This is a genomic window from Kitasatospora sp. NPDC059462 (genome assembly GCF_042749955.1).
GTDB lineage: Bacteria > Actinomycetota > Actinomycetes > Streptomycetales > Streptomycetaceae > Kitasatospora.
Map to the genome: position 1 here is coordinate 22,226 of NZ_JBHYUU010000066.1, position 15,293 is coordinate 37,518.

The 15,293-nt window shown below is 74.4% G+C and carries 15 protein-coding genes; 6 read left to right on the forward strand and 9 right to left on the reverse strand.

Annotation, left to right across the window (positions count from 1 at the left end):
• The first annotated feature begins 124 nt into the window (after nt 1-124).
• Genes ACFXAM_RS18650 through ACFXAM_RS18665 form a run of 4 tightly spaced genes read left to right on the forward strand, consistent with a single transcriptional unit; the run spans nt 125 to nt 5,202 of the window.
• The gene (locus ACFXAM_RS18650) at nt 125-2,059 is read left to right on the forward strand and encodes a RiPP maturation radical SAM C-methyltransferase (protein ID WP_380292482.1); all 1,935 of its coding nucleotides are present in this window, start codon (nt 125-127) and stop codon (nt 2,057-2,059) included.
• Entirely contained in the window at nt 2,040-2,714 is a 675-nt protein-coding gene (locus ACFXAM_RS18655; RefSeq protein WP_380292483.1) for a DUF5825 family protein, read from the forward strand. Before ACFXAM_RS18650 ends, ACFXAM_RS18655 begins: the two co-directional genes overlap by 20 nt.
• Nucleotides 2,715-2,738: 24 nt before the next feature.
• Entirely contained in the window at nt 2,739-3,938 is a 1,200-nt protein-coding gene (locus ACFXAM_RS18660; RefSeq protein WP_380292484.1) for a cytochrome P450, read from the forward strand.
• Nucleotides 3,931-5,202, forward strand: coding sequence for an MFS transporter (locus tag ACFXAM_RS18665; protein WP_380292485.1), 1,272 nt, complete (start codon nt 3,931-3,933; stop codon nt 5,200-5,202). Before ACFXAM_RS18660 ends, ACFXAM_RS18665 begins: the two co-directional genes overlap by 8 nt.
• 52 nt (nt 5,203-5,254) lie before the next feature.
• On the opposite strand, the gene ACFXAM_RS18670 is transcribed toward ACFXAM_RS18665, so the two are convergent.
• Entirely contained in the window at nt 5,255-6,214 is a 960-nt protein-coding gene (locus tag ACFXAM_RS18670) for a GlxA family transcriptional regulator (RefSeq protein WP_380292487.1), read from the reverse strand.
• A gap of 71 nt (nt 6,215-6,285) precedes the next feature.
• Here ACFXAM_RS18670 and ACFXAM_RS18675 point away from each other — a divergent pair, with 71 nt between their 5' ends.
• Nucleotides 6,286-6,918, forward strand: coding sequence for an HD domain-containing protein (locus ACFXAM_RS18675; RefSeq protein WP_380292489.1), 633 nt, complete (start codon nt 6,286-6,288; stop codon nt 6,916-6,918).
• 43 nt (nt 6,919-6,961) lie between these two features.
• Here ACFXAM_RS18675 and ACFXAM_RS18680 read toward each other — a convergent pair whose 3' ends face one another.
• Nucleotides 6,962-7,753, reverse strand: a complete 792-nt coding sequence (locus ACFXAM_RS18680; protein ID WP_380292491.1) for an ABC transporter permease — start codon at nt 7,751-7,753, stop codon at nt 6,962-6,964.
• Entirely contained in the window at nt 7,750-8,736 is a 987-nt protein-coding gene (locus ACFXAM_RS18685; protein ID WP_380292493.1) for an ATP-binding cassette domain-containing protein, read from the reverse strand. Before ACFXAM_RS18685 ends, ACFXAM_RS18680 begins: the two co-directional genes overlap by 4 nt.
• A 456-nt stretch (nt 8,737-9,192) precedes the next feature.
• Here ACFXAM_RS18685 and ACFXAM_RS18690 point away from each other — a divergent pair, with 456 nt between their 5' ends.
• Entirely contained in the window at nt 9,193-9,936 is a 744-nt protein-coding gene (locus ACFXAM_RS18690) for a GPR1/FUN34/YaaH family transporter (RefSeq protein WP_380292495.1), read from the forward strand.
• On the opposite strand, the gene ACFXAM_RS18695 is transcribed toward ACFXAM_RS18690, so the two are convergent.
• The 6 genes from ACFXAM_RS18695 to ACFXAM_RS18720 form a co-directional block, all read right to left on the reverse strand.
• On the reverse strand, nt 9,888-10,985 hold the full coding sequence (locus ACFXAM_RS18695) for a helix-turn-helix domain-containing protein (RefSeq protein WP_380292497.1): 1,098 nt from the start codon (nt 10,983-10,985) through the stop codon (nt 9,888-9,890). The genes ACFXAM_RS18690 and ACFXAM_RS18695 overlap by 49 nt on opposite strands.
• A 106-nt stretch (nt 10,986-11,091) precedes the next feature.
• Nucleotides 11,092-11,907 (reverse strand): carbohydrate ABC transporter permease, encoded by an 816-nt coding sequence (locus ACFXAM_RS18700; RefSeq protein WP_380292499.1) that lies wholly within the window; start codon nt 11,905-11,907, stop codon nt 11,092-11,094.
• Nucleotides 11,908-11,911: 4 nt separating this feature from the next.
• Nucleotides 11,912-12,808, reverse strand: coding sequence for a carbohydrate ABC transporter permease (locus ACFXAM_RS18705; protein WP_380292501.1), 897 nt, complete (start codon nt 12,806-12,808; stop codon nt 11,912-11,914).
• A complete protein-coding gene (locus ACFXAM_RS18710) occupies nt 12,801-14,045 on the reverse strand; it encodes an extracellular solute-binding protein (protein WP_380292503.1) in 1,245 nt (414 codons plus the stop codon). The genes ACFXAM_RS18705 and ACFXAM_RS18710 overlap by 8 nt, the downstream gene beginning before the upstream one ends.
• A gap of 114 nt (nt 14,046-14,159) precedes the next feature.
• Nucleotides 14,160-14,948 carry an alpha/beta fold hydrolase gene (locus ACFXAM_RS18715; protein ID WP_380292505.1) on the reverse strand — a complete coding sequence of 263 codons (789 nt, stop codon included), beginning with the start codon at nt 14,946-14,948 and terminating at the stop codon, nt 14,160-14,162.
• An 82-nt stretch (nt 14,949-15,030) separates the two neighbouring features.
• Nucleotides 15,031-15,293: helix-turn-helix transcriptional regulator (locus ACFXAM_RS18720; protein ID WP_380292507.1), on the reverse strand; the 263-nt coding region annotated here is incomplete at its 5' end.

A 15,293-nucleotide genomic window follows, 5' to 3' on the forward strand; every position in this document is an offset into this window, starting at 1 on the left:
AAACTGGGTATTCCACACCCCCCCCCCGACCCCCACGCACATTTCCCCCCCGCCCGGGGGGGGGCCCCCCCCCCCCCGGCCCCCACACCCCGCCCACCGCCCGCGAACGACGGAAGTGGCCATCATGCGCATCGTCCTGCTGCACATGCCCTGGGGCGCGATCGACGTGCCGTCACTGGCGCTCGGGATCCTGCACACCGCCGCCGCCCGCGCCGGCCACCGGGTCGAGGTGCGGTACGCCAACCTGGACTTCGTGGACTGGGCGGCGGACACGGCGGGCTTCGGCGTGGACGACTACCAGTACTTCTCGGAGAAGTCGTACTTCCAGGGCGCGGGCGACTGGGCGTTCGCCGGCGCGCTCTACGGCGACGACGGTGACCCCGACGGCGACGGCGACGGCGGTGACGGCAGCGACGGTGACGAGGCCGGGTTCGCGGGCTACTTCGCGTACCTGGCCGCCAACGGCGCGAGCGAACGGGAGATCGCCCTGACCCGGGCCACCCGCGCGATCGCCCCCGCGTTCGTCGCCCGCCTGGTCGAGGAGATCGCCGCCGACCCGCCGGACCTGGTCGGCTTCACCACCACCTTCCAGCAGAACACCGCGAGCCTGGCCGCCGCGAAGCTGCTCAAGGAACGCTGCCCCGAGGTGCGCACGGTGTTCGGCGGCGCGAACTGCGACGGTCCGCAGGGCGCCGCGCTGCACCGCAACTTCCCCTTCCTGGACTACGTGGTGCGCGGCGAGGGCGACGCCGCCTTCCCGGCGCTCCTGGCGGGCGGCGACCTCTCCGCCGTCCCCGGACTGTGCTGGCGCGACGGGTCCGGACGGCCGACGGTCAACGCGATGCCGAAGCACCCGCTGCCCCCTGGGGCGATCCGGCCGCCCCGCTACGACGGCTTCTACGAGCGGCTCGACGCCTCCGTCGCGGCCGGCTGGGTGGATCCCAAACTGGTCCTCGAAGGCTCCCGGGGCTGCTGGTGGGGCGAGAAGCACCACTGCACCTTCTGCGGGCTCAACGGCTCCTCGATGGAGTTCCGCTCCAAACGGCCGGCGGACTTCCTCGCCGAGGTGCTCGCGCTCGCCGAACGCCACCGGCTGCTGGACATGTACGTGGTCGACAACATCCTGGACATGGGCTACTTCGACACCGTCCTGACGTCACTGGCCGAGCTCCCGGTCGATCTGCGGCTCCACTTCGAGATCAAGGCCAATCTGCGCCGCCACCAGTTCCAGTTGCTCGGCGACTCGGGCGCGGCCCAGGTGCAGCCCGGCATCGAGAGCCTGAGCACCCGGGTCCTGCGGATCATGGACAAGGGGGTGACGGGCTGCCAGAACGTCCGCGCGCTGCGGGACGCCCAGAGCGCCGGGGTCTCGGTGACCTGGAACTACCTCTACGGCTTCCCCGGCGAGCAGCCGGCCGACTACGAGTCGGTGATCCGCCAGCTGCCCGTGCTGCACCACCTGGATCCGCCGACCGGGGCGGGGCGGATCGCGATCGAACGGTTCAGCCCGTACTTCGACCGTCCCGAGCTGGGCTTCGCGATCACCCGCCCGGCCTTCCAGTACCGCGCGACCTACCGCCTCCCGGAGAGCGAACTGGCCGAGCTGGCGTACGTGTTCACCGCCCCGCCGCGCGGGATCGGCGGCCCGCTCGCGGAGCGGCTGGGCACGGCGGTGGACACCTGGCTCGCGCGGTTCCCCGACAGCCGGCTCAGCTACCGGGACGCGGGCGGGCGGATCGTGCTCGTCAACACCCGGGCCGGGTACGACTGGCGGGTGGCCGAGCTGACCGATCCGGTGGAGGTCGCCGCCTTCCGGCTGCTGGCCCAGCCCCGCTCGGCGGCCGCGCTGGCCGCCAGGGTGCCCGGCGGAGCGGCGGCGGTCGGCCCGGTCCTGGACCGCTTCACCGCGCTCGGCCTGCTGTTCCACGACGGGGACAGCTATCTGCAGGTCGCCGTGGAGTCCGACAACCAGGTGCTGATGCGGATGCAGCACCGCCACGGCCCCGCCGCCGCCCACCCCCGCACCGAGGAGGTGCTCGATGCCCTCGCGACCGGCTGAGCGGACCGACGAGGCCGCCTGGCACGCGCCCGGCCCGCAGGCCGAGCTCTGGCTCGACTACGACCCCGCCGCCCGGGAGCTGCCGGGCTTCGCGCTCGGCCGCCGCGTCCTGTCCGGCCCGGCGGGGGCGGAGGTGACCGGGCTGCACCGCGCCGGGGTCCGCTGCCTGCGGCTGACCGAGCCGGTGCGGCTCTGCGCGGACGCGCCGCCGGCCTCCGCGCGGGCGCTGATGCTGCTGCGCGAGGCCACCGGACAGGGGCTGGCCGTGCTCTGGCGGGCGGTCTGCACCGACGGCTGCGCGGCGCGGCGCCGGTTCCACCACCTGTACCCGCCCGAGCGGGTGGCCGGCGCACCGGAGGAGGTCGTCGCCGACTGGCGGGCCACGTACTTCCCGAGCAAGTGCGTCGTCCGGCGCGGCCCGGGCTTCGCCGAGGTGCGCGACCGCCGGTTCGGGACGCTGGAGCTGTTCACCATCGACGAGCCCGGCCACCTGGAGCAGCTGGACGCGCTGGCCGAGGGCGTCGGGACCGACCTGCTGCCGGACGCCGTCCGCCGGGACCTCACCGAGGCCGGGCTGATCGCCGAACAGGCCGGCCGGGCCTGGTTCCTGCCCATGCGGGTGCGCCGCTGGCCCTTCCCTTCGCTGACCGTGTGACCCGTCCGAGTCCGAGGAGAGACCATGACCACCGCGGTCGACGACGCCGCCGCGCGGATGTCCGCCTTCATCCGCGACCCCTACCCCACGCTCGCCCGGATCCGCGAGGCCGGCGCGGTCTCGGTCGTGGAGTTCGGCGAGGGCCTGCCGGTCTACCTGGTGACGCGCTACCAGGACGTCCGGGGCGCGCTGACGGACCCGAGGTTCGGGCAGGACGTCCGCCGCAGCCAGGCCATCGCGAGCGGGCGGGGCTCCGCACTGACGCTCGGTTCGGAGGTCGTCCACATGCTCAACAGCGACCCGCCGGACCACACCCGGCTGCGCCGCCGGATCCAGGGCGTCTTCACCCGCCGACGGGTCGAGATGATGCGGCCGCTGGTCGAACGCATCGCCGGCGGCCTGCTGGACGGGCTGCGCGGACGGGAGTCCGCCGACCTGGTGACGGACTTCGCCTTCCCCCTGCCCATCATGATCATCTGCGAGCTGCTGGGATTCCCCCCGGAGGACATGCAGGCCTTCCGCACCTGGTCCACGGCCATCCTCACCCAGGGCGGCGAGATGACCTTCGACCAGGCCACCGCCGAACTGAACGACTACCTCCGGGAGCTGATGACCGCCCGGCGGGCGGCACCGCGCGCCGACATCCTCACCGAGCTGGTGCAGGCCAGTGACGCCGGTGAACTCACCGAGCAGGAGGTGTTCTCGATGGTCTTCCTGCTGCTGATCGGCGGTCACGAGACCACCGTCAACCTGCTCGGCACCGCCACCCTGGCGCTGTGCCACCACCCCGACCAGCTGGCCTGGCTGCGCGCCAACCCGGCGGCGATGCCGGTCGCGGTCGACGAGTTCCTGCGCTACGAGTCCCCCGTCGGCATGGCCACCCTGCGGTTCACCAACGCCGAGGTGAGGGTCGACGACGTGGAGATCCCGGCGGACGAGCTGGTGCTGCTCTCGCTCGGCGCGGCCAACCGGGACCCGGCCCGCTTCACCGATCCGGACCGGCTGATCCTGGACCGGGGCGATCCCGGCCACCTCGCCTTCGGGCAGGGACTGCACCGCTGCCTCGGTTCCTTCCTCGGCAAGCTGGAGAGCGAGGTCGCGCTGAGCGGCCTGCTGGAGCGCTTCCCCCGGATCGAACTGGCCGTCCCGGAGGAGACCCTGCCCTGGCGCAACACGATCATGCTGCGCGGCCTGGAGTCGCTGCCGGTCTCGCTCGATGGCTAGCAGGACGGGGACGGACCGGGCGGGAGCGCGGGGGGCGGCGGGGCTGCTTCGGTTCCGTCCCCGGATCGGCCTCGCGCCGCTGCGCTCGCGCGGCTACCGGCTGCTGGTGATCGGGCAGGCCACCTCGGAGTTCGGCAACGCGTTCCAGGTGGTCGCCCTGCCGCTGCTGGTCTACTCCCTGGGGGGAGGCGCCCGCCCGCTGAGCCTGGTGGTCGCCGCCTACGGCGCGGGACGGCTGGCCGCCACCCCGCTCGGCGGGATGCTCGCCGACCGGTTCGGCGCCCGGCGGGTGATGCTGGCCGCCGACCTCGGCCGGCTGGCGGCCACCGCCGGGCTGTGCGCGGTCGCGGCGGGCGGGGCGTCGGGGTTCTGGCTGATCGGCGGGCTCGCGCTGCTGGTCGGTGTCGGTGCGGGGGTGTTCCTGCCGGCCGCCTGGGCGGTCACCCCGGCCCTGCTGCCCGCCGAGGACCTGCACGCGGGCAACGCGCTGAACAGTACGGTCACCTTCGGCGCCGGTCTGGTCGGCCCGGCGGCGGCGGGCCCGCTGGTCGCCTGGCTGGACCCGGCCGCCGCGCTGGGGCTGGACGCGGCGACCTTCGCCGTCTCGGCGGTGACGCTGGTGCTGATCGGCCGCGGCAGCCCCGTCACCGTGCCCCGCCCGATCTCCGAACGGGCCTCCGTGCCGCGGAACTTCCGCGCCCTGCTGCGGGAATCGCCGCTGCTGCGCGCGGTGCTGACGGTGACGGTGATCGCCAACCTGACGGTCGGCGGCGCCACCCGGGTCGCACTGCCGGCCCTCGCCACCGACCGCTTCGCCGCCGGGGCGGTCGGGCTGGGCCTGCTGCTGGCCGCGTTCACCGGCGGCGCGCTGGTCGGCGGCCTGTTCGCGGCCGGCCTGACCGAGGTGCGCTCGCGCGGCCGCACGGCGATGCTCTCCGGGCTGCTGATGGGGGCGGCGATCGGCCTGGTGCCGTTCACCGGGATCGTCGGCGCCGTGCTGCTGCTCTGCCTGGCCGGCGGCGCCGGCACGGTGACCAATGTGCTGGTCGTCACCGGGGTGCAGAAGAGCACCCCGCCGGCCCTGCTGGCCCGGGTGATGGCGGCCGTCACCTTCTGTGCGCTGGGGGTCTTCCCGCTCTCGGTGATCGCGGCCGGTGCGGCGGTGGACGCCTTCGGGAGCCGGGGGGTCTTCGCGACGACCGGGCTCTGCCTGCTGGGTGCCTTCGGCTACGCGCTCACCCGACGCGAGATGCGTGAGCTGTGAGGACCGGGCGGCGGGAGCCGCCGGTCGCGGCGGCCGGTCTTCCCGGGGCCGGTCATGGCGCCACCGCGCCCTGGATCTGGAAGGTGGCCCGGTAGTCCGACGGGGAGGTGCCGACGTGGCGGTGGAAGGCCGCGCGGAAGGCGGCCGGGCTGCCCAGGCCGCTGAGGCGGGCGACCTGCTCGACGGGGGTCGCGGTGGTCTCCAGGAGTTCGCGGGCCCAGTCGATGCGGGCGGTGGTCAGCCAGGCCATCGGTGAGGTGTCCGTCTCCTGCTGGAAGCGGCGGATGAACGTCCGGCGGGACATGTGGGCGCGGTGGGCCAGTTCGTCGACGCTGTGCCGGTGCGCCAGGTTGCCGAGCATCCAGGCGCGCAGCGGCGCGAGGTCCTCGCCGCGCGCGGCCGGCCGGAAGCGCTCGATGAACTGCGCCTGGCCGCCGGGGCGCTGGGGCGGGGCGACGAGTGCCCGGGCGCGGGCGTTGGCGGCCGCGGCGCCGAAGTCCCGGCGGATGATGTGCAGGCAGAGGTCGATGCCGGCGGTCACGCCCGCGGAGGTGAGGATGTCGCCGTCGTCGACGTAGAGCCGGTTCGGCCGGACGTCGATCCGGGGGTAGCGGCGCTGCAGCGCGTCGGCGTCCCGCCAGTGCGTGGTCGCGGGGCGGCCGTCCAGCAGTCCGGTGGCGGCCAGGGCGAACGCCCCGGTGCAGATCGACACCAGCCGCGCTCCCCGCGCGTGCGCCGAGCGGATCGCCGACAGCACGGCGGCGGAGGGCGGGGTCTCCGGCGTCTCGTAGCCCGGGACGACGACGGTGTCGGCCTCCCGCAACGCCTCCAGCCCGGCGGGCGCGGTGACGGTGAACCCGCCGCTGAGCACCGGCCCGGCCGAGGGGTCGGCGCAGACGGTGACCCGGTAGTGCGCGTCCGCCCCGAAGGCCTGCACCGGGATGCCGAGGTCCAGCGGGAGGACTCCGGGAAGCGCCAGCACCGCGACCCGGTGCCCATCGATGGCCGACATGGCACGATCCTAGCGTCACCCGGCCTGCGTGCCACTGTCGCGGCCCCGAGGGGTCTTCGTAGCCTGCGGCCATGGACTTCACACTTGAGCTGCCGACCGGCCCCCTGGCCGGGGCCGTCCTCGCCGCCGCCCGCACCTCCGAGTCGCCGTCGGTGGCCAACCACAGCGTGCGCAGCTTCCTCTTCGCCGAGATCGTCGCCGCCCACGAGGGATGCCTGGAGGACGTCGACTACGACCGTGAGCTGCTGTTCGCCGCGACCGTCCTGCACGATCTGGGCGCCGGCGACCTCGCCGAGGGCAAGGCCCGCTTCGAGGTGGAGGGCGCGGACCTGGCGGCCGGACTGCTGCGGCGCCACTACGTCCCCGAGGCGGACGTCGACCGGGTGTGGGAGGCGATCGCCCTGCACACCTCGCCCGGCATCGCCGAGCGCCGGGGCCTGCTGTGCTACCTCACCCGCGAGGGGGTGGGGCTGGACTTCGGGCGCCGCGCGGAGCTCGCCGCCCGGTGGGCGCCGCAGATCCACGCCGCCCACCCCCGCCTGGCCATGGTCCGCTCCCTCGTCGACGCGATCGTGGAGCGGGCCGCCCGGTCGGAGGCGGCGGCTCCCCGCTACTCGATCGGCGGGGAACTGCTCCGCGAACGCCGGGCGGAGGGCGTGACCGAGCTGGAGCGCTCCGCCGCGTCGTGCCCCTGGGGCGAGTAGGCCGCCGCCCGGACGACCCGCGCCGGGCGGCGACTCGCGGGGCTCACCCGGCGTGGCGGTCGAACACCGACTTCGCCCAGAAGTAGCCGAAGACGGTCAGGCCGAGGCACCAGGCGACGGCGAGCCACCCGTTGTTGCCGATCCCGGATCCGAGCAGCAGCCCCCGCAGGGTCTCGATGGCCGGGGTGAAGGGCTGGTACTCGGCGATCGGCTGGAACCAGCCCGGCATCGCCTCGACCGGGACGAAGGTGCTGGAGACCAGCGGCAGGAAGATCAGCGGCAGGGCGTTGTTGCCGGCCGCCTCCGCACTCGGGCTGATCATGCCCAGGCCGACGGCGATCCAGGTGAGCGCCAGGGCGAACAGCGTGACCAGCCCGAAGGCGGCCAGCCACTCCAGGACGGTGGCGTCGGTCGAGCGGAAGCCGATCGCCACGCCGACCGCGCCGACCAGGACGGCACTGAGGACGGCCTGCAGCACGCTGCCCACGACGTGCCCGATGAGCACGGACCCCCGGTGGATCGCCATCGTGCGGAAGCGGTCGATGATGCCCTCGGTCATGTCGTTGGAGACCGAGACCGCCGCACCGACCGTGGTGCCGCCGATGGTCATCAGCAGGATGCCGGGGACGAGGTAGGCGATGTACTCGCCCCGGTCGGCGTGGCCGCCGCCGAGGCCCGCGCTCATCACGTCGCCGAAGATGTAGACGAACAGCAGCAGCAGGAAGATCGGCGTCAGCAGCAGGTTCAGCGTCAGGGACGGGTAGCGGCGGGCGTGCAGCAGGTTGCGGCGCAGCATCGTCGCCGAGTCGCGCACGGCGAGGGACAGGGAGCTCATCGCACAGCCTCCTCGGGCTGGGTCGCGGGGGTGGTGCCGCCGGTCAGGGCGAAGAACACGTCGTCGAGGTCGGGCGTGTGCACGGTGAGTTCGGGCGCCTCGATGCCGGCGGCGTCCAGGCGGTCGAGGACCGCCCGCAGGTCGCGCTGGCTGCCGTCGCTGGGGATCTGCAGGAACAGGCCCTCGTGGTCCGCGGTGGCGCCGGGCAGGGCGGCGGCGGCCGACCGGTAGGCCTCCGGGTCGGCGAACCGGAGGCGGACGTACCCGCCGGGGATCTGCCGCTTCAGCTCCTCGGCCGTCCCCTCGGCGACGATCCGGCCGCCGTGCAGCACCGCGATGCGGTCGGCGAGCTGGTCGGCCTCGTCCAGGTACTGGGTGGTCAGCAGGACGGTGACGCCGCCGGCGACCAGGTCGCGGATGATCCGCCACATGTTGTGCCGGGAGCGCGGGTCCAGGCCCGTGGTCGGCTCGTCCAGGAAGATGATCCGGGGGCTGCCGACCAGGGTCATGGCGATGTCGAGTCGGCGCTTCATCCCGCCCGAGTAGGTGGAGGCGGGCTTCTTCGCGGCCTCGACGAGGTCGAAGCGCTCCAGCAGTTCGGCCGTGACGCGGCGCCCCTCCCGCTTGGCGAGGTGGTTCAGGTCCGCCATCAGGCGCATGTTCTCCTCGCCGGTGATCAGGCCGTCGACGGCGGAGAACTGCCCGGTGACGCCGACGGCGGCGCGCACGCCGTCCGGGGCGGTGGCGAGGTCGTGGCCCGCGACCTGTGCCTGCCCGCCGTCGGGCTTGATCAGGGTGGAGAGGATCTTCACGACGGTGGTCTTTCCGGCGCCGTTCGGCCCGAGCAGCGCGAACACGCTGCCGGCCGGGATGCGCAGGTCGACGCCGTCGAGGACGGTCTTGGCCCCGTAGGACTTGCGCAGGCCGACGGCGGTGACGGCGGCGGGTACCTGGGCACCAGGGGCCCGCCTGGGCTCAGGCATGGCAGAAGACGGCACGGAGTCCTCCCCTTCGAAGGCGTTCGTGACGGCGAGCTCGGTCGCCCGACCTTTGATGACGCTATGGTGGCACCATCTTGGCGCCATGGCAAGCCATCATGGCACCGCCGGGCCCGGGCGGCTCGAAGTCGTTGCCCCTGGGGCACGAAGACGCAGGCGGGAGGCCCGGGACGGCGGCCCGCCGGGCTCCACCGCGGAGTCCGGGCGCGCCGGGAGGCGCCCGGATCCACCTGATGGCGCCTCATGGCGCCGGACGGCACGGATTGGCGCCACATGGCACCGGGTGGCGCCATCCGCCCGCGGCGGGGAACCGGGGCGCGGGCGCGACAGTGCCCGTACGCCTCGGGACAAGTCACGGTTCGCCCCGGTTCCTATCGTTCTGCCCACGAGTCCGCCCCCACGGCGGGCCGCGAAGCAGCGAGAGCACAGAGGAGCGCGACGATGACGGCAGTGGCGGCGGAGGAGCAGCGGGTGGCGCGGCAGGAGGTCGCCCCGGACGCCGGACCGGTGGCCGGCGGCGGGCGGGAACCGGACCCGCGCGCGATGGCGCGGATCCACCTGAGGCCCATCGCCTCGCCGCTGCCGCTGGGCTTCTTCGCGGTGGCCATCGCCTCGGCCGTGACCAGCAGCCTCCAGCTCGGTCTGATCGATGGTGCGGGCCGGCAGGCCGTGGCGCTCACGGTCTTCTCCGCGTTCGTGCTCCAGCTGCTGGTCAGCATCCTCGCCTTCGGTGCCCGGGACGTCATCGCGGCGACCCTGATGGGCGGGTTCGCCGGGGCCTGGCTGGCCAACGGGCTGGTCTCGGCGACGGAGGCCCGGGGCGGGGCGCAGGTGCTGGGCGTGATGAACCTGGCGTTCACGGTGTTCGCCGCCCTGATGGCCTCGGTGGCGAGGCCGAAGAGGGCGCTGTGGCTGCTGCTGATGATCGCCACGCCGCGCTACTTCGTCGCCGGGCTGCACGGCCTCTCGGGCGCGGCCTGGCTGGGCCACCTCGCCGGAGCGCTGGGCCTGCTCCTCGCGGCGGTCGCCATGTACGCGGCCTACGCCCTGATGCTGGAGGAGCTGCGGGGCAGGGAGGTCCTGCCGATCGGGCGCAGCGGCCCCGCGCACCTCGCCATGCACGCGGGGCTGTCCGGTCAGCTGCGCGGGCTGGAGACGCAGGCGGGTGTGCGCCGGAGCCTGTAGCCGACGGCCGGCCCGGCCGGCGTCCGCTCCGAGGGCGCGCCGGCCGCGGCCGGTCCGTGCGCCGGGCCCGGCGCCGACTCCTGGACGGCGCGCCATTCGCGCGGGGACATCCCGTAGGCCGCCCGGAACGCCCGGCTGAAGTGCGCGGCACTGGTGAAGCCCCAGCGGTGCGCCACCGCGGAGATCGTCGTGTGGCGGTGCAGCGCCAGGTCGTGCCGGCACTCCTTGAGCCGGCGCCGCTGGATCCACCGGCGGACCGTGGCGTCCTCGCCCTCGAACAGCTTGTGCAGGTAGCGCAGGGAGATGTGGTGGGCCTGGGCGATGACCTCCGGGGTCAGCTCGGGGTCCGCGAGGTTGCGGTCGATGTACTCCTGGATCCGCAGCAGCAGCGCCCGGTCCCCGCCGGGCGTCTCCGCGCCGCTCCGCGCGAGCACCTCGTCGGCGAGCAGGCCGAGCAGGTCCACGGCGTTGCGGGCCATCAGCTTGAGGGTGTGCGGGGCGTAGTCCCCGGCGCCGTCCACGAGCCCGGCCAGCAGGGGCGAGAGCAGGCAGCCGAGCGGCGTCTCGGAGCCGAACCGGCGGGCGGTCACCTGGGCGGTCTCGGACGCGCTCAGGCCCAGGACGTCCCTCGGCAACAGCAGGCACTTCGCCCGGAAGTCCCCGGGGAAGGCGAGCCGGAAGGGGCGGGCCAGGTCGTGGACGACGACGTCCCCGGGCTCAAGGACCGCCTCCCGGCCGTCCTGGTCCAGCCGGGCGGTGCCGCTGTCCAGCAGGGTGACCACCACGGTCGCGGCCCGGCCGTCCGTTCCGGCGGTCCGCCCGCTCCGCAGGGCGGACAGGCCGCCGCCCTCCACGGTGGCGGTCCGCAGCCGGCCGAGCGCGGAGGTGCGGACCGTGCCGCAGGCCGGCTCACCGGGGACGGTCAGGGGCGCGGCGCCGAGCGTCCGGGCCAGCGCGTCGCGCCACAGCGCCCGCTCGCGGTGGGCGGGCGGCGCGCCGGTGGTGCGGACGCTGCCGCGCGAGCTTCGTTCCTGGACATCCGTTGCCATGATCCCCGTCCTTCGGCCGGTGTGCCTCGGACTTCACCGTGCCAGCGGACCGGGGCCGGGCGCATCGCGTGAACGCGCTAGATCGGGCGGCGGGCCCGGGTGTGCCTCAGCGCAGGGCCCCGTCGGTGGCGCCGGCGGTGACGAAGCGCTGGGAGACGACCAGCAGCAGCGCGGCGGGGACGGCCGTCAGGACGGAGGTCGCCATCACGGCGTTCCACTGGTCCGTGTGCGCCCCGAGGTACTGGTAGATGCCCAGGGTGACCGGCCGCACGGACGGGGTGGTGGTCAGGGTGAGCGCGAACAGGACGTCGCCCCAGGTGAAGAGGAAGGTGAAGACGCCGGCGGTGACCAGGGCGTTGGTGCTCAGCGGGAGCACCACGGACCAGAAGACGCGCAGCCGGCCGGCGCCGTCCACCCGGGCCGCGTCGATGATCTCCCCGGGAAGGGTCCGCATGAACGCGTGCAGGACGACGATCGCGAAGGGCACCCCGGCGGTGGAGTCGGCGAGGACCAGGCCGAGGCGGGAGTCGAGGAGTCCCAGGTCGGCGTAGGCGCCGTAGAGGGCGTTGGCCAGGACGACGCCCGGCACCGTCTGGGTGACCAGGACGCCGAGCAGCACGAGGCGGGTGCCGCGCAGGGAGAACCGGGCCAGCGCATGGGCGGCCGGGGCAGCGAGCGCGAGGCTGAGCAGCACGCTGCCGAGGGCCACCACGAGGCTGGTGACGAGGTTGCGCCCCTGCTCGCGCAGCGCGACGGCGTAGCCGCCGAAGTCCGGGTGGAGCGGGAACCAGCCGCCCCGCAGCGTGGTGCCCGTCGGCTGGAGGGAGGCGTTCACCATCCAGTAGACGGGAAACAGCATCAGCGCCAGCAGGACGATCGCGACGGCGGTGGACAGCGGGCCCCGGCCCCGGGCGCGCCTCACCGGATCACAGCGCCCGGGCGCGGCGGTCGGCCCGCAGGTGGACCAGGGCGGCCAGGAACGAGACGGCGATCAGCACGTTGCCCAGCACGGCGCCGCGCCCGAACTCGAACTGCCGGAAGGAGAGCTCGTAGGCCCGGGTGGCGAGGGTCTCGGTGGCGCCGGCCGGCCCGCCGCCGGTCACCACGAGGACGACGTCCAGCACCTTGACCGTGTAGACCACGCCCAGCACCAGCACGACGTTCACCACGGGCCGCAGCAGCGGCCAGGTGATGTACCGGAACGACGCCAGCGGTCCGGCGCCGTCCAGCTCCGCCGCCTCGTAGAGGTGCGGGGGGATGCTCTGCAGGCCGCCGTACAGGACGGCGGTGGCGAACGGGATGCCGACCCAGACGTTGACGAGGATCACCGACACCAGCGCCTGCCCGGGGTCGGTGAGCCAGGGGACGCCGGCCGTCGAGAGGTGGAGTCCGCGCAGCACCGTGTTGACGACCCCCGTGTCGGGGTCGAGCATCCAGCGCCAGGTCGTGCCGGACACCACCAGCGGCAGCAGCCAGGGCAGCAGCAGCAGCGAGCGCAGGACGCCGCCGAGCGGGAAGTTCCGCCGGAAGAACAGCGCGAGGGCCAGGCCGACGGCGACCTGCCCGAGCACCGAGCCCGCCGTGAACAGCACGGTGGTCGGCAGGGCCCCGGTGAACGCCTCCGAGGAGAGGACCGCCGTGTAGTTGCGCAGCCCCGCGAACGGCGCGTCGCCCGTGTAGAACGTGTCGGCCGTGTACTGCTGGAAGCTCATCACGACGTTCTTGACGAGCGGGTAGCCGAAGAAGAGCAGCAGGTACGCCGCGGCGGGCAGCACGAACATCCACCGGGACAGCCGCGGCCCGGGGCGCAGCCGGTCAGTCACCGGTCGCGGTCCGCTGGGCGGCCCGGAGGGCTTCCTCCGGGGTCTGCTGCCCGCTCAGCACGGACTGGATCGCGGTGTAGATCCCGGTCGCCGCCTTCGGCCACCCGACGCCGAGCTGTCCGGTACGGGTCCGCGCGTTCTCCACGCCCTTGACGAAGACGGCCGTCGAGGGGTTCTGCTGCGCGTACCGCGCGGCGGTCTCCGGGCGGGAGGGGACCGTGACGTGCTGACCGGCCAGGGTGAGCATGTTCGAGGGTTCGGTGAGGCAGGCGAGGACCTGGGCGGCCTTCTCCTGCCGGGCGGCGGAGGGGTTCTGCGGGACCGTCCAGACCTCGCCGCCGAGCGGGGTGACCGGGGTCGCCCCCGCCTGCGGCACGGGGACGGGCGCCACCGCCCAGTGCAGGGACGGGTCCTCGTTCAGCGCGGGGATCCGCCAGGGTCCGTTGATCATCATGGCCGTCCGGCCGGCGGCGAACTGGTCGTGGACGTCGGCCTGCGTCCAGTTCAGCACCGACCTCGCCATGGAGCCGCTCGTCACCAGGTCGGACCAGAGCCGGAGGGCCTGGGCGGCCTGCGGGCTGTCCAGCTGCTTCTCGTCCCCGCCGTTGGACCACAGGAAGGGCAGGAACTGCCAGCTGCTCTCGAACGTGGCGCTCGCGTCGACCGCCATGCCGTAGCGTCCGGGGCGGGTCAGCCGGGCCGCCGCGTCCTTCAGCTCGTCCCAGGTCCGCGGCACGGCGACACCGGCCTCGGCGAGCATGTCCTCGTTGTAGAAGAGGGCGACCGTGCTGACGTAGGGCGCCAGCCCGTACACCTCGCCCCGGTAGGTGCCCGCGGACAGGATGGGCTCGGCGAAGCCGGTGGTGTCGATGCCGTAGCGGGCCAGCGGCGTCAGCGCGCCGGTCCGGGCGATCTGCTGCAGGTCGGCGTTGTCCAGCATCAGCAGGTCGGGCAGGGTCCGGGCGGAGGCCTGCTGGAGGACCTTGGGGACGAGCGCGGCCGGCGGGACGCTGGTCTGCTCGACGCGGACGCCGGCCCGCCGTCCGCAGGCGGAGAGCATCTCGTCCCACTGGGCGTGCTCGGTGCGGTCGGTGTAGTAGTCGAGCACCGTGATGGTGCCGGGGTCCTCGGCGCTGCCGGTGCCGGCGCCGCATCCGGTGGCGAGCGCCACCAGGGCCATGACGGCGGCCGGGCCGGTGGCAGGACGCCGCGTCGGCCGTGGGACCGGTGGGATCATCGTGGGGTGCCTCGTCGGGTGACTGTTCGTGGCCGGGGGCGGCCACCGTCGTGCGCGTGGGGACTCCCGTGCCGTCACGATGACCCGAACCGGCGCCTTCCGCTCGGACACATCTTAAACACCCCAGGTCGGACGCCCGCCGGGGGTGTCCGGGAAGCACCACGGCGGAAGCCCCGTCAGGCCGGCGGCCTCCCGGATCATCCCCGCCACGGCGTCGGGCCGGGACAGCGCGAGCGCGTGCGAGGCGTCCAGCACGTGCTCGGTGGCGGCCATCCGCTGGGCCATGAAGCGCTGGGCGGTGGGGTTGACGATCCGGTCGGCGGTCGCGATCGCGTACCAGGACGGCTTGGCGGCCCAGGCCGGCGGACCCGAGGGCTCGGTCAGCGCGCGGCACGCGATCGGGTGCCGGGCCCCGCCCGCCGCCTCCCGGGCGGCGGGCGGCAGATCGGCCGCGTAGAGCTGCGGGAAGCGCTCGCCGCGGACGGTCAGGGCGCGCCGCGGGCCGTCGGGGGGCCGGGCGGGCAGGGTGACGGTGAGCGTCGCGTCGGCCACCGGCGCCGGGGGGAAGCGGTCGGCGACGTCCAGGACGCTCTCGCCGGCGTCCGGGCCGAAGGCCGCGACGTAGCACAGCGCCACGACGTGGTCCGCGCCCCCGGCGGCGGGCTGGGTGATGACCGCGCCGCCGTAGTCGTGGCCGACCAGCACCACGGGACCGTCGAGCGCGCGCACCACGCTCCCGATGCGGTCGGCGTCGTGCGCCAGACCGCGCAGCGGGTTCGCGGGGGTGTGCACGGCCAGTCCGTCGGCGCGCAGCCGGGCGGCGACCCCCGCCCAGGGCGAGGCGTCCGCGAACGCGCCGTGCACGAGCACGACGGTCGGCAGTAAGGGGCTGGATCGGTGCACTCCGGCGACCTCCGACTCGATGGTGGCCCCAGCCAAGCGCGCCCGGCCGGGGCGGCGCATCGCGTGAACGTACCAAGTGCCCTCAGTCGGCGGGCAGGCTCCTGACCAGGTTGGCGAGCTGAACCCGGGAGTTGACCGACAGCTTGCGGAAGGCGGACGTCAGGTGGGTGTTGACGGTGTGCGGCGAGAGGAAGAGCTGCTCGGCGGCCGAGCGGTTGGTGTGGCCCTCGGCGACCAGGCGCGCGATCCGGCGCTCCGAGGCCGTGAGGGACTCCCAGCCCTGCACGGGTCGCGGGGCGGTGACCGCCCGGCGGCCGCCGGGCGCCCCCGCGTCCTCCAGCACCC